This window comes from Bordetella tumbae, from assembly GCF_965139195.1.
GTDB classification, from domain to species: domain Bacteria; phylum Pseudomonadota; class Gammaproteobacteria; order Burkholderiales; family Burkholderiaceae_B; genus Bordetella_A; species Bordetella_A tumbae.
This window is the reverse complement of the sequence record NZ_CBCSJH010000001.1, coordinates 468,949-484,877: the sequence shown is the minus strand read 5'-3', so window position 1 is coordinate 484,877 and position 15,929 is coordinate 468,949. Positions and strand designations below refer to the sequence as shown.

Genomic DNA, 15,929 nt, shown 5'->3' with positions numbered 1-15,929 from the left:
CATCTCCAAAGCAGCAAGTGCTGTGCCGCCGAATTGTTGTGGTGCCCTCTCGGTTCGCTCTATATTCCCGGAAAACCCCAAAGGATGAACCCATGCCGCTACAATTCCGACACGAAACCCCAGACGACGCCGCCGCCATCGAAGCGGTCACTGTCGCGGCCTTTGCCGAGGCTCCCCATACCAGCCATACCGAGCAATTTATCGTGCGTAGTTTGCGGGTAAACAATGAATTGACACTCTCGTTGGTTGCGGAAGAACAGGGACAGGTCATCGGCCACGTAGCGCTGTCGCCCATCACCATCACTGACGGACACGGCAACGAGATACTCGGCTGGTATGGCCTGGGGCCAATCTCTGTGCTGCCGGCCAGACAAGGGCAAGGCATCGGCTCCCGCCTGATCAAACTAGCGCTGGCCGAACTCGGTTCGCAACGAGCCCTTGGCTGCGTAGTGCTAGGCGAACCGGCGTATTACATGCGCTTTGGCTTTCAGCCCCATACGGGTCTGCAACTACCAGACGTACCGCCGGCGTATTTCATGGCATTGGCATTGCACGGCCCCGTGCCTGTTGGCACCGCGCGCTATAGCGATGCCTTTAACGCCGCCTAGGTTTTTTCTGCCATACCCTTTAGCACCTGTCCGAGCTCAGTCGGAAAAGGAAAGACTACGGTCGAGTTATTCTGCGAACCGATGATGGCCAGTGTGCTCAAGTAGCGCAGTTGCATCGCCTCCGGCTGCTGTGCCAGGATTCGCGCGGCATCCAGTAGCTTTTGCGCTGCTTGTTCCTCGCCTTCCGCATGAATGATTTTGGCACGTCTTTCGCGCTCTGCCTCGGCCTGGCGCGCGATGACGCGGATCATGCTCTCGTCCAAGTCAATGTGCTTGATCTCCACGTTTGCCACCTTGATACCCCACGCGTCAGTCTGCGAATCCAGGATCTCTTGCACGTCGTTGTTCAGTTTGTCGCGCTCGGACAGCATTTCATCCAGATCGTGTTTTCCCAGCACCGAGCGCAGTGTCGTCTGCGCCAGCTCGCTGGTGGCTTGGCGAAAATTCTCGACCTGGATCACAGAGTGTCCCGGATCAATGACTCGGAAATAAATAACAGCGTTCACTTTGACCGACACGTTGTCCCGCGAAATCACGTCCTGGCTGGGAACGTCGAATACCATCACACGCTGGTCTACGCGCACCATTTGCTGGATGACCGGCACCATCAAAATTAGCCCCGGGCCTTTCACGCCCGTAAAACGTCCCAGTGTGAAAATCACGCCGCGCTCGTACTCGCGCAATATACGGATTGACAATGCAACCAGCACAACAATCAAAACGATGACGGGTCCGTAAAAGGTCAGTTGCGTCAACATGGCAAGCTCCAAGATAAAAGGGTTCGGCCTCGGGAAAACGCTTCACCGCCTCACCGGCGGGAGATGAGCAGAAAAGCTGATGTCCACCCGAACGTGCAAGGTCAAACCTTGCACAGCGGCAATTACTACCGTGTCGCCAGGCATCACGTCCGTGGGACCGACAGCGCGCCACCGCTCGCCGGCCGCTGACACGTAGCCTTGCTCCCCTTCCCAGCTCAGCACCTTGGCGCGCTGGCCGATCAACGCATCGGCCCCACTGACATTAGGCGCCTGTCGCGAACGCAATGCCAGTCGACCGATCAGGAACGTCATGCCCAGGCTCGCAACCGCTATACCCGCCACCAGCGGCAGCGATACTTCATAGGCGGAAGACTCCGTATCCACGAGCAAAAGCGAGCCGAGCACGAATGAAATCGCCCCCCCTATGCCCAGGATTCCGACTGATGGAGTAAAAATTTCCGCCACCATGAGGGTCATTCCCAACAAAGCCAGGCCGAGCCCGGCATAGGTCAACGGCAAGGCGGACAGGGCATAAAGACCAACCAACAGACAGATCGCGCCTATGACGCCAGGATAAAACGCGCCAGGACTCATGAACTCGAAGATAAGCCCATAGACGCCGATCATCAGGAGTATCAACGCCAGGTTGGGATTCGTGATGACGCCCAGCAGACGTGCGCGCCAATCGGGCTCTCTGTGCTGGATCTGGAGTGCTTTGCCATGCAGGATCTTCTCGCTGTTGCCGACCTTGACGGTGCGTCCGTCCACCTTTTGGAGCAGATCCGGAATGTCGTCGGCGATCAGATCGATCACATTCTGTTGGCGTGCTTCGCCTGCGGACAGGCTCGCGGCGGAGCGAACCGCCTGTTCCGCCCAATCGGCGTTGCGACCGCGCAGCGCAGCCAATGACCGGATATAGGCTACGGCGTCGTTGATCGCCTTGGATTCGCTTGCGTCCTTAGGCCCCGCAGGCGGGAGGCGATCGACACGGTCTTTCGATGGTTTCTCATCGGGTTTTTGTGCGGAGTCAGCAGGCTTGTCGGTCGGTTTGGAAAAGTCGCCGCCGAGCGATATCGGCGTAGCGGCCCCCAGATTCGTCGCGGGCGCCATGGCCGCGATGTGACTTGCATAAAGGATATAAGTGCCAGCACTGGCCGCGCGCGATCCATTGGGACTCACGTACGAAATCACGGGCACAGGCGAAGCAAGGATCGAGCGGATGATCTCGCGCATCGACGTATCGAGCCCGCCCGGCGTGTCGATGCGCAGCACTACCACCGCAGCATTCTGATCGTGCGCGACGGCCAGGCCTCGAACAAGGTAATCCGCGGTGGCGGGACCGACGACACCGTCCAGTGATAACACGATGGCGGATCGTTGGCGATCGTTCTCAGGCAGGGGCTGGCCCCAAGCGCTCATGATGGCGACCGCCCATAACAATGCAATACCGCACACCATACGGAACGTCGATCGCGCTCCGGCCGTTGGACTCTGGGGTCGAGTGATGACCATGAGTTGGGCCCTCCGGGATGCTTTGAGGATGGCAATAGGCTCACCCTCGCTATACACGGTACTCCTTTTGCTTGTGCTCAGCTAATCACTGCCATACCCCTATCTCATTCCGTCGCTGGCGGATCAAACAGATTTTTCTGAATCTGCACTAAATGGGCAACCAACGCCTCGCGCGCCGATTCCGCATCCCGGTCTTCCAACGCGGCAACGATGACACGGTGTTGGCGCTCATATTCGGCGCGGCGCTCGCGGGTGAGCGAATTACGTTTGAGCCTGCCCCAATCGTCCTGCTGCCGGACGCGATTACTGAGCGCCAGTACTTGCAGAAAGAAGTGATTGTGCGTGGCGAGTGCGAATGCCTGGTGCAGCTCACCGTCCCACCGCTCGAACTCTTCGACGGTCTGAGCGCGCTCACCGTTGACCAGGCATTCATGCATGCGGGAAAAATCGCTACGCGAGGCATGGCGCACGATCAAGGTCGGCATGAGCGGCTCGATCAACAGGCGGGCCTCCATGAGCTCGGCGGGACTGGTTTGATCCAGTACAAGATCATCACCACCAGCACTTACCGATTCCTCTAGTGCAGGACGCGCGGCGAATGTGCCGCTGCCGACCGTTTGCGTAATCCAGCCGCGATCTCTCAACGCTGCCAGTACGCGTCGTACAGAACCTCTCGATGTATTGAAACGCTGACTCAGCTCTCGCTCAGCGGGTAGTTTCACACCAACAGGGATCTTTCCCGAGCGAATCTCTGCTTGCAGATAGGCCGCCAAAGCTTGTGCCCCGGCACTACGCAAACCCGATACAAGTACGTCTGATGTCATGAATGGCTGGATGGATAAAAAAAGCCCCCACGCCGCGCCTTCGACTTGCTGCCCCCCAAGGGGGCGTTTTTGCCTTGGGGCGGCCCGGCGACAAAAAAACAATGCTGACAGCATAGCATTCCTATACCAATTGGTACTGCAATAACGAGAACGCCGATTCTCCAAATTTTTCCAAAATCAGGGTTATTGCGCGGCCACCTGCAGAACCATATACTCAATTTTCAGTACCAATAAATCCAATTGGTACATAAATGGTCCATATTCTTACCGCGACCACCGGCATCACCCATCGAAGGAAATCTATGCGTATAACCACTTACACGAAAGATCAACAACGCTATGTCGGCGTTGTCAGCGACGATGCGCTGACGGTGCAGGCATTATTGGATATCCCTCCCGGAACGACCGAGCATGGTGTGCTCGGCCTGATACAGGCATTCGCAGACCCCGCCAGGCTCGCTACCGTGAACCGTGCCGCCGCAGTGCCATTGGAGTCGGTAAAGCTGCTTGCCCCCGTGCCGCGCCCCCGGCGCAATATTTTCTGCGTCGGCCGCAACTACCATGCACATGCCAAGGAGCTCTCTGGCTCGGTATTCAAGGCCAACAATGCGGATCCCGCAGCATGGCCCATCGTTTTCACCAAGGTGCCCGAAACGGTCATCGCGCACGGTGAGGATGTCATCCTGCCCGCTGGTATCACCGAGCAAATCGACTACGAGGCTGAGTTGGCGATCGTGATCGGCAAAGGCGGCAAGAACATCAGCAAGGCCGACGCGATGAGCCATGTGTGGGGCTACACCATCGTCAACGATGTGACCGCGCGCGATGTGCAGATGCGGCATCAACAATGGGACTTGGGCAAGTCGTTCGACACTTTTTGCCCCATGGGGCCATGGTTGATCACGGCTGACGCGTTCGATGCCACCAATACGCGTGTGCGCTGCTGGGTCAATGACGAACTGCGGCAAGACGGTCAGACACGCGACCTGATTTTCGACTTGCCTACGTTAATCGAGACCTGCTCGCGCGGGATATCGCTTTACCCGGGCGACATCATCGCGACTGGCACACCTGCCGGCGTGGGCATGGGGTTCAATCCGCCTCGCTACTTGAAATCCGGTGACCGCGTTCGCATTCAGATCGATGGCATCGGCACACTCGAAAACACCTTTAGATAGGCCGTGCGAGTGGCAATGTATTAGAAAAAAGCCCGCAGTAGGCTTCGGTGAAGGAGACAACATTGAAAACGACGACATTAAAAACACTCGCAGTCGGCATGACCCTGATGGCCTCAAGCATCGCTTGGGCCGATTATCCAACCCGCCCGATCACCATGATCGTGCCTTTTCCTCCCGGCGGCGTGACCGATACGGTCGCACGCCCCATCGCCGATGCGCTTGGCAAAGCGCTAGGGCAACAAGTCGTCGTCGAGAACAAGGCAGGAGCAGGCGGCGCCATCGGCACCGGTGAGGCAGCGCGCGCCAAGCCAGATGGCTACACCATTTTGCTGATGCTCTCGTCCATCTCGATTTTGCCGGAGGCGGACAAAATACTGGGCCGCAAAGCGGCATACAACACCACGGATTTCAAACCCATTGCACGTATCACCGCAGATCCCACCGTGCTGGTAGTGTCTGCCAAATCCCCCTGGAAAACAGTCGATGAATTTGTCGCAGCGGCCCGTCAGGCGCCGGGTAAAGTCGACTACGGCAGTTCGGGAATCTATGGCTCCATGCATGTGCCCATGGCCATGCTGGAAAAAAACGCGAACATCAAGATGACCCATGTCCCCTACACCGGCGCGGGCCCGGCCGTAGCGGCATTGCTGGGCGGCCAGGTCGATGCGATATCCACGGGCCCCTCCAGCATTCTGCAGCATGTCAAGGCAGGCACGGTACGGCCCCTGGCGCATTGGGGCGACAAGCCGCTGGACGCATTGCCCGATACCCCGAGTTTGGCCGACAAGGGATATGACGTGAAGTTTGTCCAGTGGTCAGGCATCTTTGTGCCAAAAGATGTGCCCGCCGACGTGATCAAACGACTGCGCGATGCAGCCAAGACCGTGGCAAATGATCCGGATGTACAGGCAAAAATCCTGGCGGCAGGCAGTCCTATCGATTACCTGGATGCCGATGCGTTCCAGGCGTATTGGGACAAAGACGATGCGTTATTGAGAAAAGCGGTGCAGGATATCGGGAAAGTGGAATAACACGCCAACGCATCTCAGCGGTCATTGATCGCTGGATGCCCCGAACCTCTCCTCATACAGTTCGCGAACCCAGTCAATGAATACGCGCACCCGCGGCGAAAGCTGACGGTGAAACGGATAGAGGGCGCAAATTGGCAAATCGGGGCAACGCCATTCCGGCAGGACTTGGACCAGCCGGCCGGCCTTCAGGTGTTCTTCCAATCGAAACCGCGGCACCTGGATCAATCCGCAGCCGGCCAGCGCAGCAGTTGTATAGCATTCGGCATCACTGACCGAAATCCAACCGCTGGCTTCGAATTCTTGTACCTCTCCGTCCATGATCACAGAGAACGGGTAACGGTAGCTATTTCCGCGAGAGAAAAAGCCTATCCCTTGATGCTGTTCCAGATCGCGAGGATGTTCCGGTGTTCCAAATTGGTCCAAATATTCCGGACTGGCGCAGATGATCTCTGGCAGGTCCGCCAATTTTCTGGCGACCAGCGTAGAGTCACGCGGCTGGCCCGCCCGCACTACGCAGTCGATACCCTCCTTGACCAAGTCGACCAGGCGATCACCGCTGCTGAGCACCACATCGATATTCGGATAGCGCTCTCGAAACTCGGTGATACGGGGCAACAGGATCATCGTCGCATGTACGCCATGCACGTCCAGCCTCAGCGTTCCGCGTGGATTGGCGACGTGCGTGCTGAGCGAGGCTTCGGCATCCTCGAGCTCGGCCAAGACACGCTTGCTGCGCTCATAGAAAGCTTGCCCATCCAAGGTCGGCTTGACGTGACGGGTCGTGCGATCCAGCAATCGCGCCCCTAATCGGCTCTCCATCTGCTTGATAGCGTGTGTCGCGGTCGCACGCGGCAGATTCAGCATTTCTGCGGCTTCTGTAAAGCTGCCAAGTTCGACGATTCGATTGAACAGTTGCAGGGTGAGAAATCGATCCATGGAGCGCCAGTCGTTACATTAGTAAAAGCACGCTAATCCAGCGCCGTGTGCACCGATGGGCGCTGGGCGAACTCCTTGGCAGATTCGTCCAGCACTTGGGCCATGATCTGATTCTGCCAATCGAAATAAGGATTGAAGGTAAGCCGCGCGTGAATCTTTCCTGGCTCAATATAGCCCCAGTCAGAGAACCAGACAGGCGCCCCTTGTTGGCATTCGGTACGCGCCGCTTCGGCCTGCCCATTCCAACACATACGCAAGCTGCCGTTGGCGCCATACAAATCATTGCGCGGAGAAAACAGTACGCCCATATGGGAAAACTGGCTGATCTGCAATTCCGGCAGATAATCCGACCGCACCAAGACTCGTTGATCCTGCTGGAATAGGTCCCGATCTTTTCCATACCAGATCAACCGACTCGCCGGATGGGTGAACTGCGTGGTGAATACGTTCGACAGATAATTGCTATCGAGCACCGAATCGTTCTCGGCCACGACCATCAGGACGGGCTTGCCATAAGGCGTGCCGCGCATTGCCTGCCGCACCGAGCGGCTGCTGCGGTAAAACTGCGCAAAGCCATTCGTTGGCACGTTCATATACCGTACAACAGTCTGCATCGGTCGGCCGTTATCCGCCGCCAGCAACCAGGGGCGGGCCCAACTGACGAGAGGCGCTAACCAGTCAAAGGAACTGTTCGACATAAAGGCGGGCGAAAAGAGCAGCAGCCCTTGGATGTCGGGATGCGCGTAAGCATAATCCAGGACCAGATTGGCGCCGGTCGAGAACCCACCCAGATAGACCTGATCGACGTCACGGCTCAAGGCCTGCGCTTGTTCTGCCACCACTCGGCGCCAGTCCTCGAGTGTCACATCCAACATGTCCTCTGGACGCGTACCATGCCCCGGCAATAATACCGTGCGCGCCAGAAAGCCCTGATCGGCCAGCTGCTGGCCTATATCGTGAAAGGACCACGGCGAGTCGCCCAGCCCGTGAACAAGCAGTATCCCTTTATGGGGTTGCCCTGTCGGCCGCCATTCATGAGGCGCATTCCATTCGATTTCCGCAACCTGGTCCGCGCCCTGAAAGGCGCGCCGCTGCTGCAGCAGCTGGACAGTGTCCTGCCGATATGTGTCAAAGGAAATCTGACGCAGGGAAGCATCTGGACGCTCTGTCACAGCACATGCGGCGGTGATCAGCAAAGCGGCAATACCGAGCGCTGCACGGCCTAGCACGTATATCCGACGACGGGTTGTTTTCACGATGACATTCCCTATGCATGCAGGGCGCTACGGTAGGGGCAGCCGCAAGCCGAATGTCACACGACTCAAATGGAAACTTTGAGCTTGCGATCCACGGCAAAACTGCCACTGCCACGCACTGCAATATACAGCGCTAGAAACAACATCAGCATGGGAAACTCTATGCCACGGTCAATCCACGGCCAGGTGGGGCCCAGTGCATAACTGATTCCCGCCATCTGCACGGCGATAGCTAACGCAACAGGACGAGTCCATAACCCGATGGCCAGCATCACCGCACCGATGGTCTCAAGCAACATGACGAGAAACGCTAACTGCGGCGCAAACGGCAGCCCCATTACGTTCTGGATGAGGTTGATCGAACCCGCCATGGGGTCAGCCATGGACCCGTGAGAAGTGCCCAGGGCCTTGGGCAGACCGTGTGTGAGCATGACGATGCCAAAGGCCACACGCAGTACTGCGTACAGCACAGGTTCTGCTCGGCTGTAGAGCGAGCCCAGTGCGGGAAATAGCAGTCGATCGGCAGAAAGCGATGGATTTTCGGCAGGAACAGGGGCAGTAGAACGAGAGATTTGCATGTCGCCGCCTTAAGGAACGAATTTCGGTTGACCTGCATTCTGGTGAATGCGCTTTTGCAGTGCATGCGCCAGAAACGCTGCGGTCGCCCCCAGGGTGGCTGCCACGGTCAACATGGTGAATGCCGACATCGAAGGCGGCTGATGCGAGGCGAAATAGGCAACCAGGCCGAGAAAGAAACCCAGCAGGTTGTTGAACACGGGCACTTTTGCCAACGAGAGGGCAATGCCGGTGACCGCGAAAACAACGGCACTGATTGCGTAGCCACCCAGCAGAGGAGTGAGTACGGCCATTGCATGTGCGGCACCAATACCGAGGGCCAGGCCTATCAACACGCAAGCCAGATTGATTGCGCCTTGTTTCAGGTTCACGCCCCGCGTGAAAAAAGAAATCCAGCCTACGAACATGGCCCATACGGGCACTTCCAGCGCTGCCGTGCTGAGCGTCGCCGCGGATGACGCGATGACGGCCTCGCCAATCACGACTTTCAGATGGGTAGATGTCCCGCTATTTGCCATTGGAGCCTCCCTGAGACGCGCTCAGTCTTGTAGTCAACGATTCGAGAGCTCAAACGGACGAGGCCGTTTGCACCATGGGGGCATGATGTCATTTGGCCAAAAATGATTAAATAGCGTGAAATTGCCTTGTTAATTCGAAAACAATCAACAATTAGGCAGCAATGAGTATGTCCCTGCTGTGCTCGTCGGACTGCGAGCAGGACGGGTAGCCAGGCACCGGGATCACTCTACCCGCGCGCCGGACGCCTTTACCACCTCTGCCCAGCGCTCCAAAGCCGCGTCGACCTGCTGGCCAAAATCCTCCGGCGTAGAGACGTAGGTGACAGCGCCTTGCGCCGCAAATTTTTGCTGGATCTCCGGGGTATTCAACAACGCACTGATATCGCGATTCATGAACTGAATCTTGTCCGCACTGACACCAGACGCCGTGAACAACCCAAACCAAGGATTCACGTCGAATGACGGATAGCCCTGCTCCGCAATCGTGGGAATATCAGGAGCGTTGGCTGATCGCTTTGCACTGGTCACGGCCAACGGCACCAGCGTCTTAGAATCGATATAGCCCTTGACTGAAGGCAGACTGGTGAATACCACATCGATCTGGCCGCCCAGCAAGTCCTGAATCGCAGGTGCCGCGCCTCGATACGGTACGTGCGCCATTTTGACATCGGCGGCGGAATTGAACATTTCTCCCAGCAGATGATTAACCGACCCATTGCCGGCCGAGCCATAGGTCACACGGCCTTTTTTTGCGGCCTCGACCAGATCGGGCAGGCTCTTGATGCCGGACTTGGGGCTGGTCACGACAACGAATGGCAAGGTTGCCAAGGTCGCAACGGGCGTGAAGTCTTTCTTCACATCGAACGGCAAGCTCTTGTACAGCGCCGGATTGATCGCGTGAGAGCCCTCATAGCTCATCAACAAGGTGTACCCGTCGTCGCCGGCGTTCACCACATATTCCATACCGATATTGCCGCCAGCGCCTGCCCGGTTTTCCACGACAACCGGCTGTTTCCATTTCTGTCCCAACGCCTGCGCCATGATGCGGGCCAGGGTATCCGATGCGCCGCCGGGTGCTTGCGGCACGACCAGATGGACCGGCTTGTCGGGAAAGGTCTCGGCGGCGATAGCCGGCCCCAGCATACAGGCGGCAGCCAGCGCCGAACTCGCCATTTTTAGGATCACTCGCATCTTGTCTCCGTATGATTTATCGTTGTGCTATCAATCATACACATGGCGAGCGGTCGTTCGGAACCTGCACGTCAAATACGGAGACACTATGGAAACCCGGAAAATTGCAGGCGCGTTGGGCGCAGAGATCAGCGGAATCGACTTGCGACAAAAGCTCGACAGCTCGCAAGCCCGCGCTGTGCGCCAGGCGTTGCTTGAGCATCAGGTCATTTTTCTGCGGGACCAGGACCTGACTCAACAGCAGTTTCTGGACTTCGCCAACGCCATGGGTACGCCGATCGAGTATCCGTTCGTCAACGGGCTAGACGGATTTCCCCAAATCATCGAAGTCAAAAAGCTGGAGGACGAGCGATCGAATTTCGGCGGAATCTGGCACTCGGACACCACCTATCTGGAAGAGCCTCCGATGGGTTCCATGCTGCTGTCGCGCGAGATCCCACCCTATGGAGGCGATACGCTGTTTGCCAATCAATACCTGGCCTACGAGACCCTATCCGACACGATGAAACGTCTATTGGACGGATTGCAAGGCATCAGTACATCTGCCAAGGCAGACGTATCCCGCACACGCGAAGACCGCATCAAGTCCGACGGCAAAAAAGAAGCCCCCCAAAACTACATTGCCGAGCACCCCATTGTGCGCACGCACCCGGAAACAGGCCGCAAATCGCTATATGTGAACGTTGCTCACACTGCGGGCATCAAGGGTATGAGCGATCAGGAAAGCGCGTCGCTGCTGGCGTTCCTGTTCGAACACCAGGTCAAGCCGGAATTCACCTGTCGATTTGTCTGGTCGCCTAATGCGATTGCGTTCTGGGACAATCGCTGCACCATGCATAACCCTATCAATGACTATCATGGGTTTCGCCGCGTCATGCACCGTATCACGCTAAAAGGCGATCGCCCCAGCTGACGATGTAACGGCCTGACCTGAGCATCCGACTTAAAAAAAAACGCTCACCCTGTAACCCAATCTCCCATTGCAGCGAATTAGCTTATGTATCCGCTATGGATACCACTGATCCAACCAATGGAGAGATTCACATGTCCGCAAAAACCACCGTCACGTCCGCACTGCTTGCGAGCGCCGTCGCCACCGTCTTTGCTTCACTCGCTCATGCTGCCCCGCTGAGCAAGGCCGAGGCCGATGCGGCAGCGGCTGCACACAAGGAAAAGTGCTACGGCGTCGCGCTAAAAGGTCAAAACGACTGCGCCGCGGGCCCTGGCACGACCTGCCAAGGCACCTCGACCATGGACTTCCAGGGCAATGCCTGGAAATTCGTCAAGGGCGGCACGTGCACCAGCATCATGACCCCGGCTGGCGGCCACGGCTCGCTCACCCCGATCAAGTCCTGATATCGGTCCTGCAATGCAAACGGGGATGGCCATGGGTGCTCCGATCGAGCTCGAGGCGACACGCACGCCCGGCCATCCCTGGCCGTCGGTCTCCGCAGCGCAACAACTGGCCGGCGTGAGCTTCAAACACGTCCATCTGCACGACATTCTGGCAGATGCGCTGGTAGAGGGTTTCTTTGAGGTCCATGCCGAGAACTATATGGGCATGGGCGGCCCACCGCATCGCATGCTGACGGCCATACGGCAAGACTATCCGCTGTCCCTGCACGGCGTCTGCATGTCGATCGGCGGCCCGGATGAGCTGGACACCGGCCATCTGGCGCACTTTCGGGATCTGGTGCGTCGCTATGAACCCTCGCTCGTGTCGGAGCATCTCGCGTGGTCCTCGCATGGGGGCACGTTTTTTAATGACTTGTTGCCATTGCCCTACAACCAAGACACGTTGGCGCGCGTGTGCTCGCACATCGACCAAGTACAGGATGCCATTGAACGGCCGCTGCTGCTGGAAAATCCGGCGACGTATGTCGCCTTTGCCTCCTCGACAATGAGCGAGATCGACTTCATCAAGATGATGGTGCAACGCACCGGTTGCGGAGTATTGCTCGACATCAATAATGTTTTCGTCTCCGCCGCCAATCACGGGTTCTCCGCGAGCGCCTATCTCGCCGAGTTTCCGCTCGAACAGGTGGGTGAGATACATCTGGCGGGACATAGCGCACAGGTCGATGATGAGGGCGATGCGTTGCTGATAGACGGGCATGATCGAGCCGTGGCCGATGTCGTCTGGGATCTCTATGACAGCGTCATCGCGCGGGGCGGGTCAAAACCTACCCTGATTGAATGGGACAGCGATTTGCCTGACTGGCCGATCCTGCGCGACCAGGCATTCCGGGCCCGCCAGATCATGGCGGCACACCGTGCATCGCAACCGCGAGCCCATCATGTCGCATGAATTCCCGACCTGCCATCCTCCCTACGCCGCCTCATTCGCGATGGGCCTGATGAATCCGGCACACGAGCCCCCAGACGAGGTAATAGCCCGCGCCGGCAAAGGCGTGACGCAGCGATATAACGTATACCGCAACAACGTGACCGTCAGCCTCATCGACGCGCTGGCCGCGATTTATCCCGCCGTGCAACGCATTACAGGGGTTGAGTTCTTTCGTGCGATGGCACGATTCCATGTGAGGGCGACACCTCCCACGTCCGTGTTGCTGTTCGAATACGGCCGGGATTTTCCAGACTTTATCGAATCCTATGAGTATGCGCGAGACATGCCCTGGCTCGCCGACATCGCCCGTATCGAGCGCGCGTGGCTAGATGCCTATCATGCCGCGGACGTTCCAGTGCTCGCCGCTGATGCACTGGCGACGGTCGATCCCTCCCTGCTGGCGACCCTGCATTTCACACCTCACCCCGCTGCTCGGGTGCTGCAGTCCATATATCCGGCAGTAGCCATTTTCACGATGAATAAGGCCGACGGTCCCGTCTCGCCACTGCGCTCCAACGACGCCGAAGACGCGCTCATCACGAGGCCCGACGCCGATGTGATCGTGTCTCGCTTACCCGCCGGTGGCGCAGTTTTTCTGATGTCCTTGCTCCGAGGCGCCACGCTTGCCGAGGCCGCCACCACTGCCTTCGCAGACTCTCCCTCTTTCAATCTCGCCGCTAATCTGGGCGGAATGATAGCGGCGGGCGTGTTCTCGACTATTCACTACGGAGACTGAACGAAATGTCAGCCCTGCAAGCAAATCAGTCCTCAGCCAGCAAAGGCTTTCCAGTGCTTCCTTCCATAACCGGGCAATGGTTGCAAAGGCTTGCCCAGCCCTGGTTCGTACAACTGCTGCTGCGCATCGCGCTGGCCGTTCCGTTCTGGAAATCTGGCATCCTCAAATGGCAGGGCTTCCTGCAGTTGAACGATATCGCCGTCACGCTGTTCACGGACGAGTTCCGATTACATCTGCCGGGCGGCCCCTATGCGTTTCCCGCGCCCACTGTGTTTGCCTTTCTGTCAGGCTGCGGCGAGGTCCTCTTTCCCGTGCTGCTGGTACTGGGGCTGGGAACACGGTTTGCCGCGATGGGCCTATTCCTGATGACATGTGTCATCCAGTTGACCGTGCCCGACGGTTGGCCTATTCACCTCACCTGGGCCGCGATGGCCTGGGCCATTGTGGCATGGGGTCCGGGCAGGATCTCCATCGATTATCTGCTGGGGGACCGATCCCCCAGGCCCGGGCCGTGAGGCTGCCATGGCAATGAGAACACAAGACCTGGTTTCCCGGCTGGCCTGGAACGTGCCGCCAGTCGAACGCGATGCCGTTCAAAAGCGGCTGACTCACGCACTGACAACGGGCCTTGGCGGCAGCGCCGTCCTGCTCGTGGCGTTGTATGGGATCAGCAGCGACATGCCGCAACAGATCCTGACGCCCATGTTCTGGTTCCGGCTGGCGTTCCCATTAGCAAGCGTCGCAGCAGCGCTAAAACTGGCCGAGCGCCTGGCCAGCCCAGGCGTCTCGCTTGGCCTTGCCTGGCTCGCCACCCTCTTGCCCATTGCAGCGATGCTATTGGTTGCCGCTACACTATGGCTCGCAACGCCTCCTCACTACCGACTGCAATGGGATTTTGGCACGACCGGATGGACTGCTTCGGCCGCCGTCGTATTACTGTCGTTGCCGTCGCTAGCCGCCGTCATGCATGCTCTGAAACGCCTCGCGCCTACCCGCCTGACGCTGACGGGCGCCGCGGCGGGCTTGCTGGGCGGTTCGCAAGGATTGCTGGTTTATGCACTGTACTGCTCGGAAACGCCTGTACCCTTCTGGAGTATCTGGCATGTCTCTGCCATTCTCATCACCGCAGGCATTGGCGCAGTCTGCGCGCCGCGTTACCTGCGCTGGTAATATGCCGCGCCACACTCCTCTATCCATGCGGCATAGCCGCATGGCTCTGTTTAGTGGGCTCGCCCTTGACGGTCCTGCCGACCCATGAATCAGGCAACGCCTCCGCAAGCCGCCGAGGTTCGGCTCAGGGCTCTGCTTTTGCAGGGCCTGGACGGTGACGCACCGTCTTATCATGCATTTCTGCAGGCATTGGGCTCGCACCTGCGGGCGTTCTTGCGCAAGCGCTTGCATAACCAGCCGGCCGATGTCGAGGACCTCGTCCAGGAAATACTGATCGCTGTCCACAATGGCCGCCATACTTATCTACCCAGCCAACCGCTGACGGCTTGGGTGCATGCGATTGCGCGGTACAAGATCGCCGACTACCTGCGCAGCCAGTCTCGTCACGAACGGCGCAATGAGCCCCTGGATGAACAACATGAGATCTTTGCCGACTCTGACGAGCAAGCAGCCCAAGCCAAACGCGATGTCGACAAATTACTGGCTCAATTGCCTGATCGGCATAGACTGCCCATCGTGCATGTGAAGCTGCAGGGATTAACAGTGGCGGAGACGGCCCAACTAACCGGCCTATCGGAATCAGCAGTCAAAATAGGAATACACCGCGGGCTGAAAGCCCTGGCCACAATGATACGAGGTGCACTGTGAAAACGAACGACATGATCTCGATGCTGGCCGCTAACGTCGAGCCAATAGACTACGGCGCGCTGGCTCGACGCTATCGCTGGGCGCTGCTGGCGGGCGGACTCGGCTCTGTGCTGTTGCTGCTGGCGACCTTTGGCATGCGGCCTGATATCGACACGATGCTGGTGACTCCCCTGTTCTGGGCGAAAGTCGCGTTTCCTGTCTGTGTGGCAGCGGCAGCATTATTAGGCGCTGCCCGCCTCTCTCGGCCTGGCATGCTGATGGGGCGCACGTGGCTGCTACTGGCCATGCCAATTGCGCTGGTATGGCTGGCCGCGGCATACACCTTGGTCGTTGCACCGTCGCCCGAACGCCTGCCCATGGTTCTTGGCAGCTCGTGGCGTAGCTGCCCGTTCAACATCACCGTGTTGTCGGTGCCCACGTTCATTGGGGTGTTCTGGGCCATGAAAGGCCTGGCCCCTACACACCTGCGAAAGGCCGGAGCCATCGCGGGTCTGCTTGCCAGTTCGGTCGCCTCAATTGCCTATTGTCTGCATTGCCCCGAAATGGAGGTTGCATTCTGGGCGGTGTGGTATCTGATCGGCATGTTGATTCCCGCCGCGTTGGGTGCGTTGCTGGGGCCACGTCTGCTGCGGTGGTAAAG

At 58.3% G+C, this 15,929-nt stretch carries 19 protein-coding genes; 11 read left to right on the top strand and 8 right to left on the bottom strand.

The annotated features are described in order from the left end of the window. Positions 1-92 precede the first annotated feature (92 nt). Positions 93-608, top strand: a complete 516-nt coding sequence (locus tag ACNA0J_RS02270; protein ID WP_415815967.1) for a GNAT family N-acetyltransferase — start codon at positions 93-95, stop codon at positions 606-608. Here the strand turns inward: ACNA0J_RS02270 and ACNA0J_RS02265 are convergent. From ACNA0J_RS02265 to ACNA0J_RS02255, 3 genes are all read right to left on the bottom strand, one after another. After that, complete coding sequence (locus tag ACNA0J_RS02265; RefSeq protein ID WP_415815965.1) at positions 605-1,366, bottom strand: slipin family protein; 762 nt, start codon at positions 1,364-1,366, stop codon at positions 605-607. The two genes, ACNA0J_RS02270 and ACNA0J_RS02265, sit on opposite strands and share 4 nt — an antisense overlap. Positions 1,367-1,408: 42 nt before the next feature. After that, the gene (locus ACNA0J_RS02260) at positions 1,409-2,785 is read right to left on the bottom strand and encodes an NfeD family protein (RefSeq protein WP_415816504.1); all 1,377 of its coding nucleotides are present in this window, start codon (positions 2,783-2,785) and stop codon (positions 1,409-1,411) included. 197 nt (positions 2,786-2,982) lie between these two features. Beyond that, positions 2,983-3,702: a FadR/GntR family transcriptional regulator gene (locus ACNA0J_RS02255; RefSeq protein WP_415815963.1), complete on the bottom strand. Its 720-nt coding sequence runs from the start codon at positions 3,700-3,702 to the stop codon at positions 2,983-2,985. 302 nt (positions 3,703-4,004) lie between these two features. Between ACNA0J_RS02255 and ACNA0J_RS02250 the strand changes: the two genes are divergently transcribed. Continuing rightward, entirely contained in the window at positions 4,005-4,880 is an 876-nt protein-coding gene (locus ACNA0J_RS02250; RefSeq protein WP_415815961.1) for a fumarylacetoacetate hydrolase family protein, read from the top strand. 62 nt (positions 4,881-4,942) lie between these two features. Further along, positions 4,943-5,911, top strand: coding sequence for a Bug family tripartite tricarboxylate transporter substrate binding protein (locus ACNA0J_RS02245; protein ID WP_415815959.1), 969 nt, complete (start codon positions 4,943-4,945; stop codon positions 5,909-5,911). Positions 5,912-5,932: 21 nt separating this feature from the next. Here ACNA0J_RS02245 and ACNA0J_RS02240 read toward each other — a convergent pair whose 3' ends face one another. The 5 genes from ACNA0J_RS02240 to ACNA0J_RS02220 all read right to left on the bottom strand — a co-directional run bounded on the left by ACNA0J_RS02240 (position 5,933) and on the right by ACNA0J_RS02220 (position 10,388). Beyond that, positions 5,933-6,847 carry a LysR family transcriptional regulator gene (locus ACNA0J_RS02240; protein ID WP_415815957.1) on the bottom strand — a complete coding sequence of 305 codons (915 nt, stop codon included), beginning with the start codon at positions 6,845-6,847 and terminating at the stop codon, positions 5,933-5,935. A 32-nt stretch (positions 6,848-6,879) separates the two neighbouring features. Beyond that, a complete protein-coding gene (locus ACNA0J_RS02235; RefSeq protein ID WP_415815955.1) occupies positions 6,880-8,103 on the bottom strand; it encodes an alpha/beta hydrolase in 1,224 nt (407 codons plus the stop codon). 65 nt (positions 8,104-8,168) lie between these two features. Further along, the gene (locus ACNA0J_RS02230) at positions 8,169-8,681 is read right to left on the bottom strand and encodes a DoxX family protein (RefSeq protein WP_415815953.1); all 513 of its coding nucleotides are present in this window, start codon (positions 8,679-8,681) and stop codon (positions 8,169-8,171) included. Between the two features lie 9 nt (positions 8,682-8,690). Further along, a complete protein-coding gene (locus ACNA0J_RS02225) occupies positions 8,691-9,197 on the bottom strand; it encodes a DUF1097 domain-containing protein (RefSeq protein WP_415815951.1) in 507 nt (168 codons plus the stop codon). A 222-nt stretch (positions 9,198-9,419) separates the two neighbouring features. Beyond that, positions 9,420-10,388 (bottom strand): Bug family tripartite tricarboxylate transporter substrate binding protein, encoded by a 969-nt coding sequence (locus ACNA0J_RS02220; protein WP_415815949.1) that lies wholly within the window; start codon positions 10,386-10,388, stop codon positions 9,420-9,422. An 88-nt stretch (positions 10,389-10,476) separates the two neighbouring features. Between ACNA0J_RS02220 and ACNA0J_RS02215 the strand changes: the two genes are divergently transcribed. The 8 genes from ACNA0J_RS02215 to ACNA0J_RS02180 all read left to right on the top strand — a co-directional run bounded on the left by ACNA0J_RS02215 (position 10,477) and on the right by ACNA0J_RS02180 (position 15,927). Further along, positions 10,477-11,301, top strand: a complete 825-nt coding sequence (locus ACNA0J_RS02215; protein WP_415815947.1) for a TauD/TfdA dioxygenase family protein — start codon at positions 10,477-10,479, stop codon at positions 11,299-11,301. A 131-nt stretch (positions 11,302-11,432) separates the two neighbouring features. After that, positions 11,433-11,744: a BufA1 family periplasmic bufferin-type metallophore gene (locus tag ACNA0J_RS02210; protein WP_415815945.1), complete on the top strand. Its 312-nt coding sequence runs from the start codon at positions 11,433-11,435 to the stop codon at positions 11,742-11,744. A 31-nt stretch (positions 11,745-11,775) separates the two neighbouring features. After that, complete coding sequence (bufB, locus tag ACNA0J_RS02205) at positions 11,776-12,696, top strand: MNIO family bufferin maturase (protein ID WP_415815943.1); 921 nt, start codon at positions 11,776-11,778, stop codon at positions 12,694-12,696. Further along, the gene (locus ACNA0J_RS02200) at positions 12,686-13,471 is read left to right on the top strand and encodes an HvfC/BufC family peptide modification chaperone (protein WP_415815941.1); all 786 of its coding nucleotides are present in this window, start codon (positions 12,686-12,688) and stop codon (positions 13,469-13,471) included. The genes bufB and ACNA0J_RS02200 overlap by 11 nt, the downstream gene beginning before the upstream one ends. A 5-nt stretch (positions 13,472-13,476) precedes the next feature. Next, complete coding sequence (locus ACNA0J_RS02195) at positions 13,477-13,986, top strand: DoxX family protein (RefSeq protein ID WP_415815939.1); 510 nt, start codon at positions 13,477-13,479, stop codon at positions 13,984-13,986. A 13-nt stretch (positions 13,987-13,999) separates the two neighbouring features. Further along, complete coding sequence (locus tag ACNA0J_RS02190) at positions 14,000-14,641, top strand: DUF1109 domain-containing protein (protein ID WP_415816502.1); 642 nt, start codon at positions 14,000-14,002, stop codon at positions 14,639-14,641. Positions 14,642-14,725: 84 nt separating this feature from the next. Further along, positions 14,726-15,289, top strand: coding sequence for a sigma-70 family RNA polymerase sigma factor (locus ACNA0J_RS02185; protein WP_415815937.1), 564 nt, complete (start codon positions 14,726-14,728; stop codon positions 15,287-15,289). Continuing rightward, positions 15,286-15,927: a DUF1109 domain-containing protein gene (locus ACNA0J_RS02180; protein WP_415815935.1), complete on the top strand. Its 642-nt coding sequence runs from the start codon at positions 15,286-15,288 to the stop codon at positions 15,925-15,927. Before ACNA0J_RS02185 ends, ACNA0J_RS02180 begins: the two co-directional genes overlap by 4 nt. Positions 15,928-15,929 lie beyond the last annotated feature (2 nt).

Coding starts and splice junctions, on each gene's coding strand:
- ACNA0J_RS02270 (WP_415815967.1), top strand. CDS start 93: ATGCCGCTACAATTCCGACACGAAACCCCAGACGACGCCGCCGCCATC.
- ACNA0J_RS02265 (WP_415815965.1), bottom strand. CDS start 1,366: ATGTTGACGCAACTGACCTTTTACGGACCCGTCATCGTTTTGATTGTT.
- ACNA0J_RS02260 (WP_415816504.1), bottom strand. CDS start 2,785: ATGAGCGCTTGGGGCCAGCCCCTGCCTGAGAACGATCGCCAACGATCC.
- ACNA0J_RS02255 (WP_415815963.1), bottom strand. CDS start 3,702: ATGACATCAGACGTACTTGTATCGGGTTTGCGTAGTGCCGGGGCACAA.
- ACNA0J_RS02250 (WP_415815961.1), top strand. CDS start 4,005: ATGCGTATAACCACTTACACGAAAGATCAACAACGCTATGTCGGCGTT.
- ACNA0J_RS02240 (WP_415815957.1), bottom strand. CDS start 6,847: ATGGATCGATTTCTCACCCTGCAACTGTTCAATCGAATCGTCGAACTT.
- ACNA0J_RS02230 (WP_415815953.1), bottom strand. CDS start 8,681: ATGCAAATCTCTCGTTCTACTGCCCCTGTTCCTGCCGAAAATCCATCG.
- ACNA0J_RS02225 (WP_415815951.1), bottom strand. CDS start 9,197: ATGGCAAATAGCGGGACATCTACCCATCTGAAAGTCGTGATTGGCGAG.
- ACNA0J_RS02220 (WP_415815949.1), bottom strand. CDS start 10,388: ATGCGAGTGATCCTAAAAATGGCGAGTTCGGCGCTGGCTGCCGCCTGT.
- ACNA0J_RS02215 (WP_415815947.1), top strand. CDS start 10,477: ATGGAAACCCGGAAAATTGCAGGCGCGTTGGGCGCAGAGATCAGCGGA.
- ACNA0J_RS02210 (WP_415815945.1), top strand. CDS start 11,433: ATGTCCGCAAAAACCACCGTCACGTCCGCACTGCTTGCGAGCGCCGTC.
- bufB (WP_415815943.1), top strand. CDS start 11,776: ATGGGTGCTCCGATCGAGCTCGAGGCGACACGCACGCCCGGCCATCCC.
- ACNA0J_RS02200 (WP_415815941.1), top strand. CDS start 12,686: ATGTCGCATGAATTCCCGACCTGCCATCCTCCCTACGCCGCCTCATTC.
- ACNA0J_RS02195 (WP_415815939.1), top strand. CDS start 13,477: ATGTCAGCCCTGCAAGCAAATCAGTCCTCAGCCAGCAAAGGCTTTCCA.
- ACNA0J_RS02190 (WP_415816502.1), top strand. CDS start 14,000: ATGAGAACACAAGACCTGGTTTCCCGGCTGGCCTGGAACGTGCCGCCA.
- ACNA0J_RS02185 (WP_415815937.1), top strand. CDS start 14,726: ATGAATCAGGCAACGCCTCCGCAAGCCGCCGAGGTTCGGCTCAGGGCT.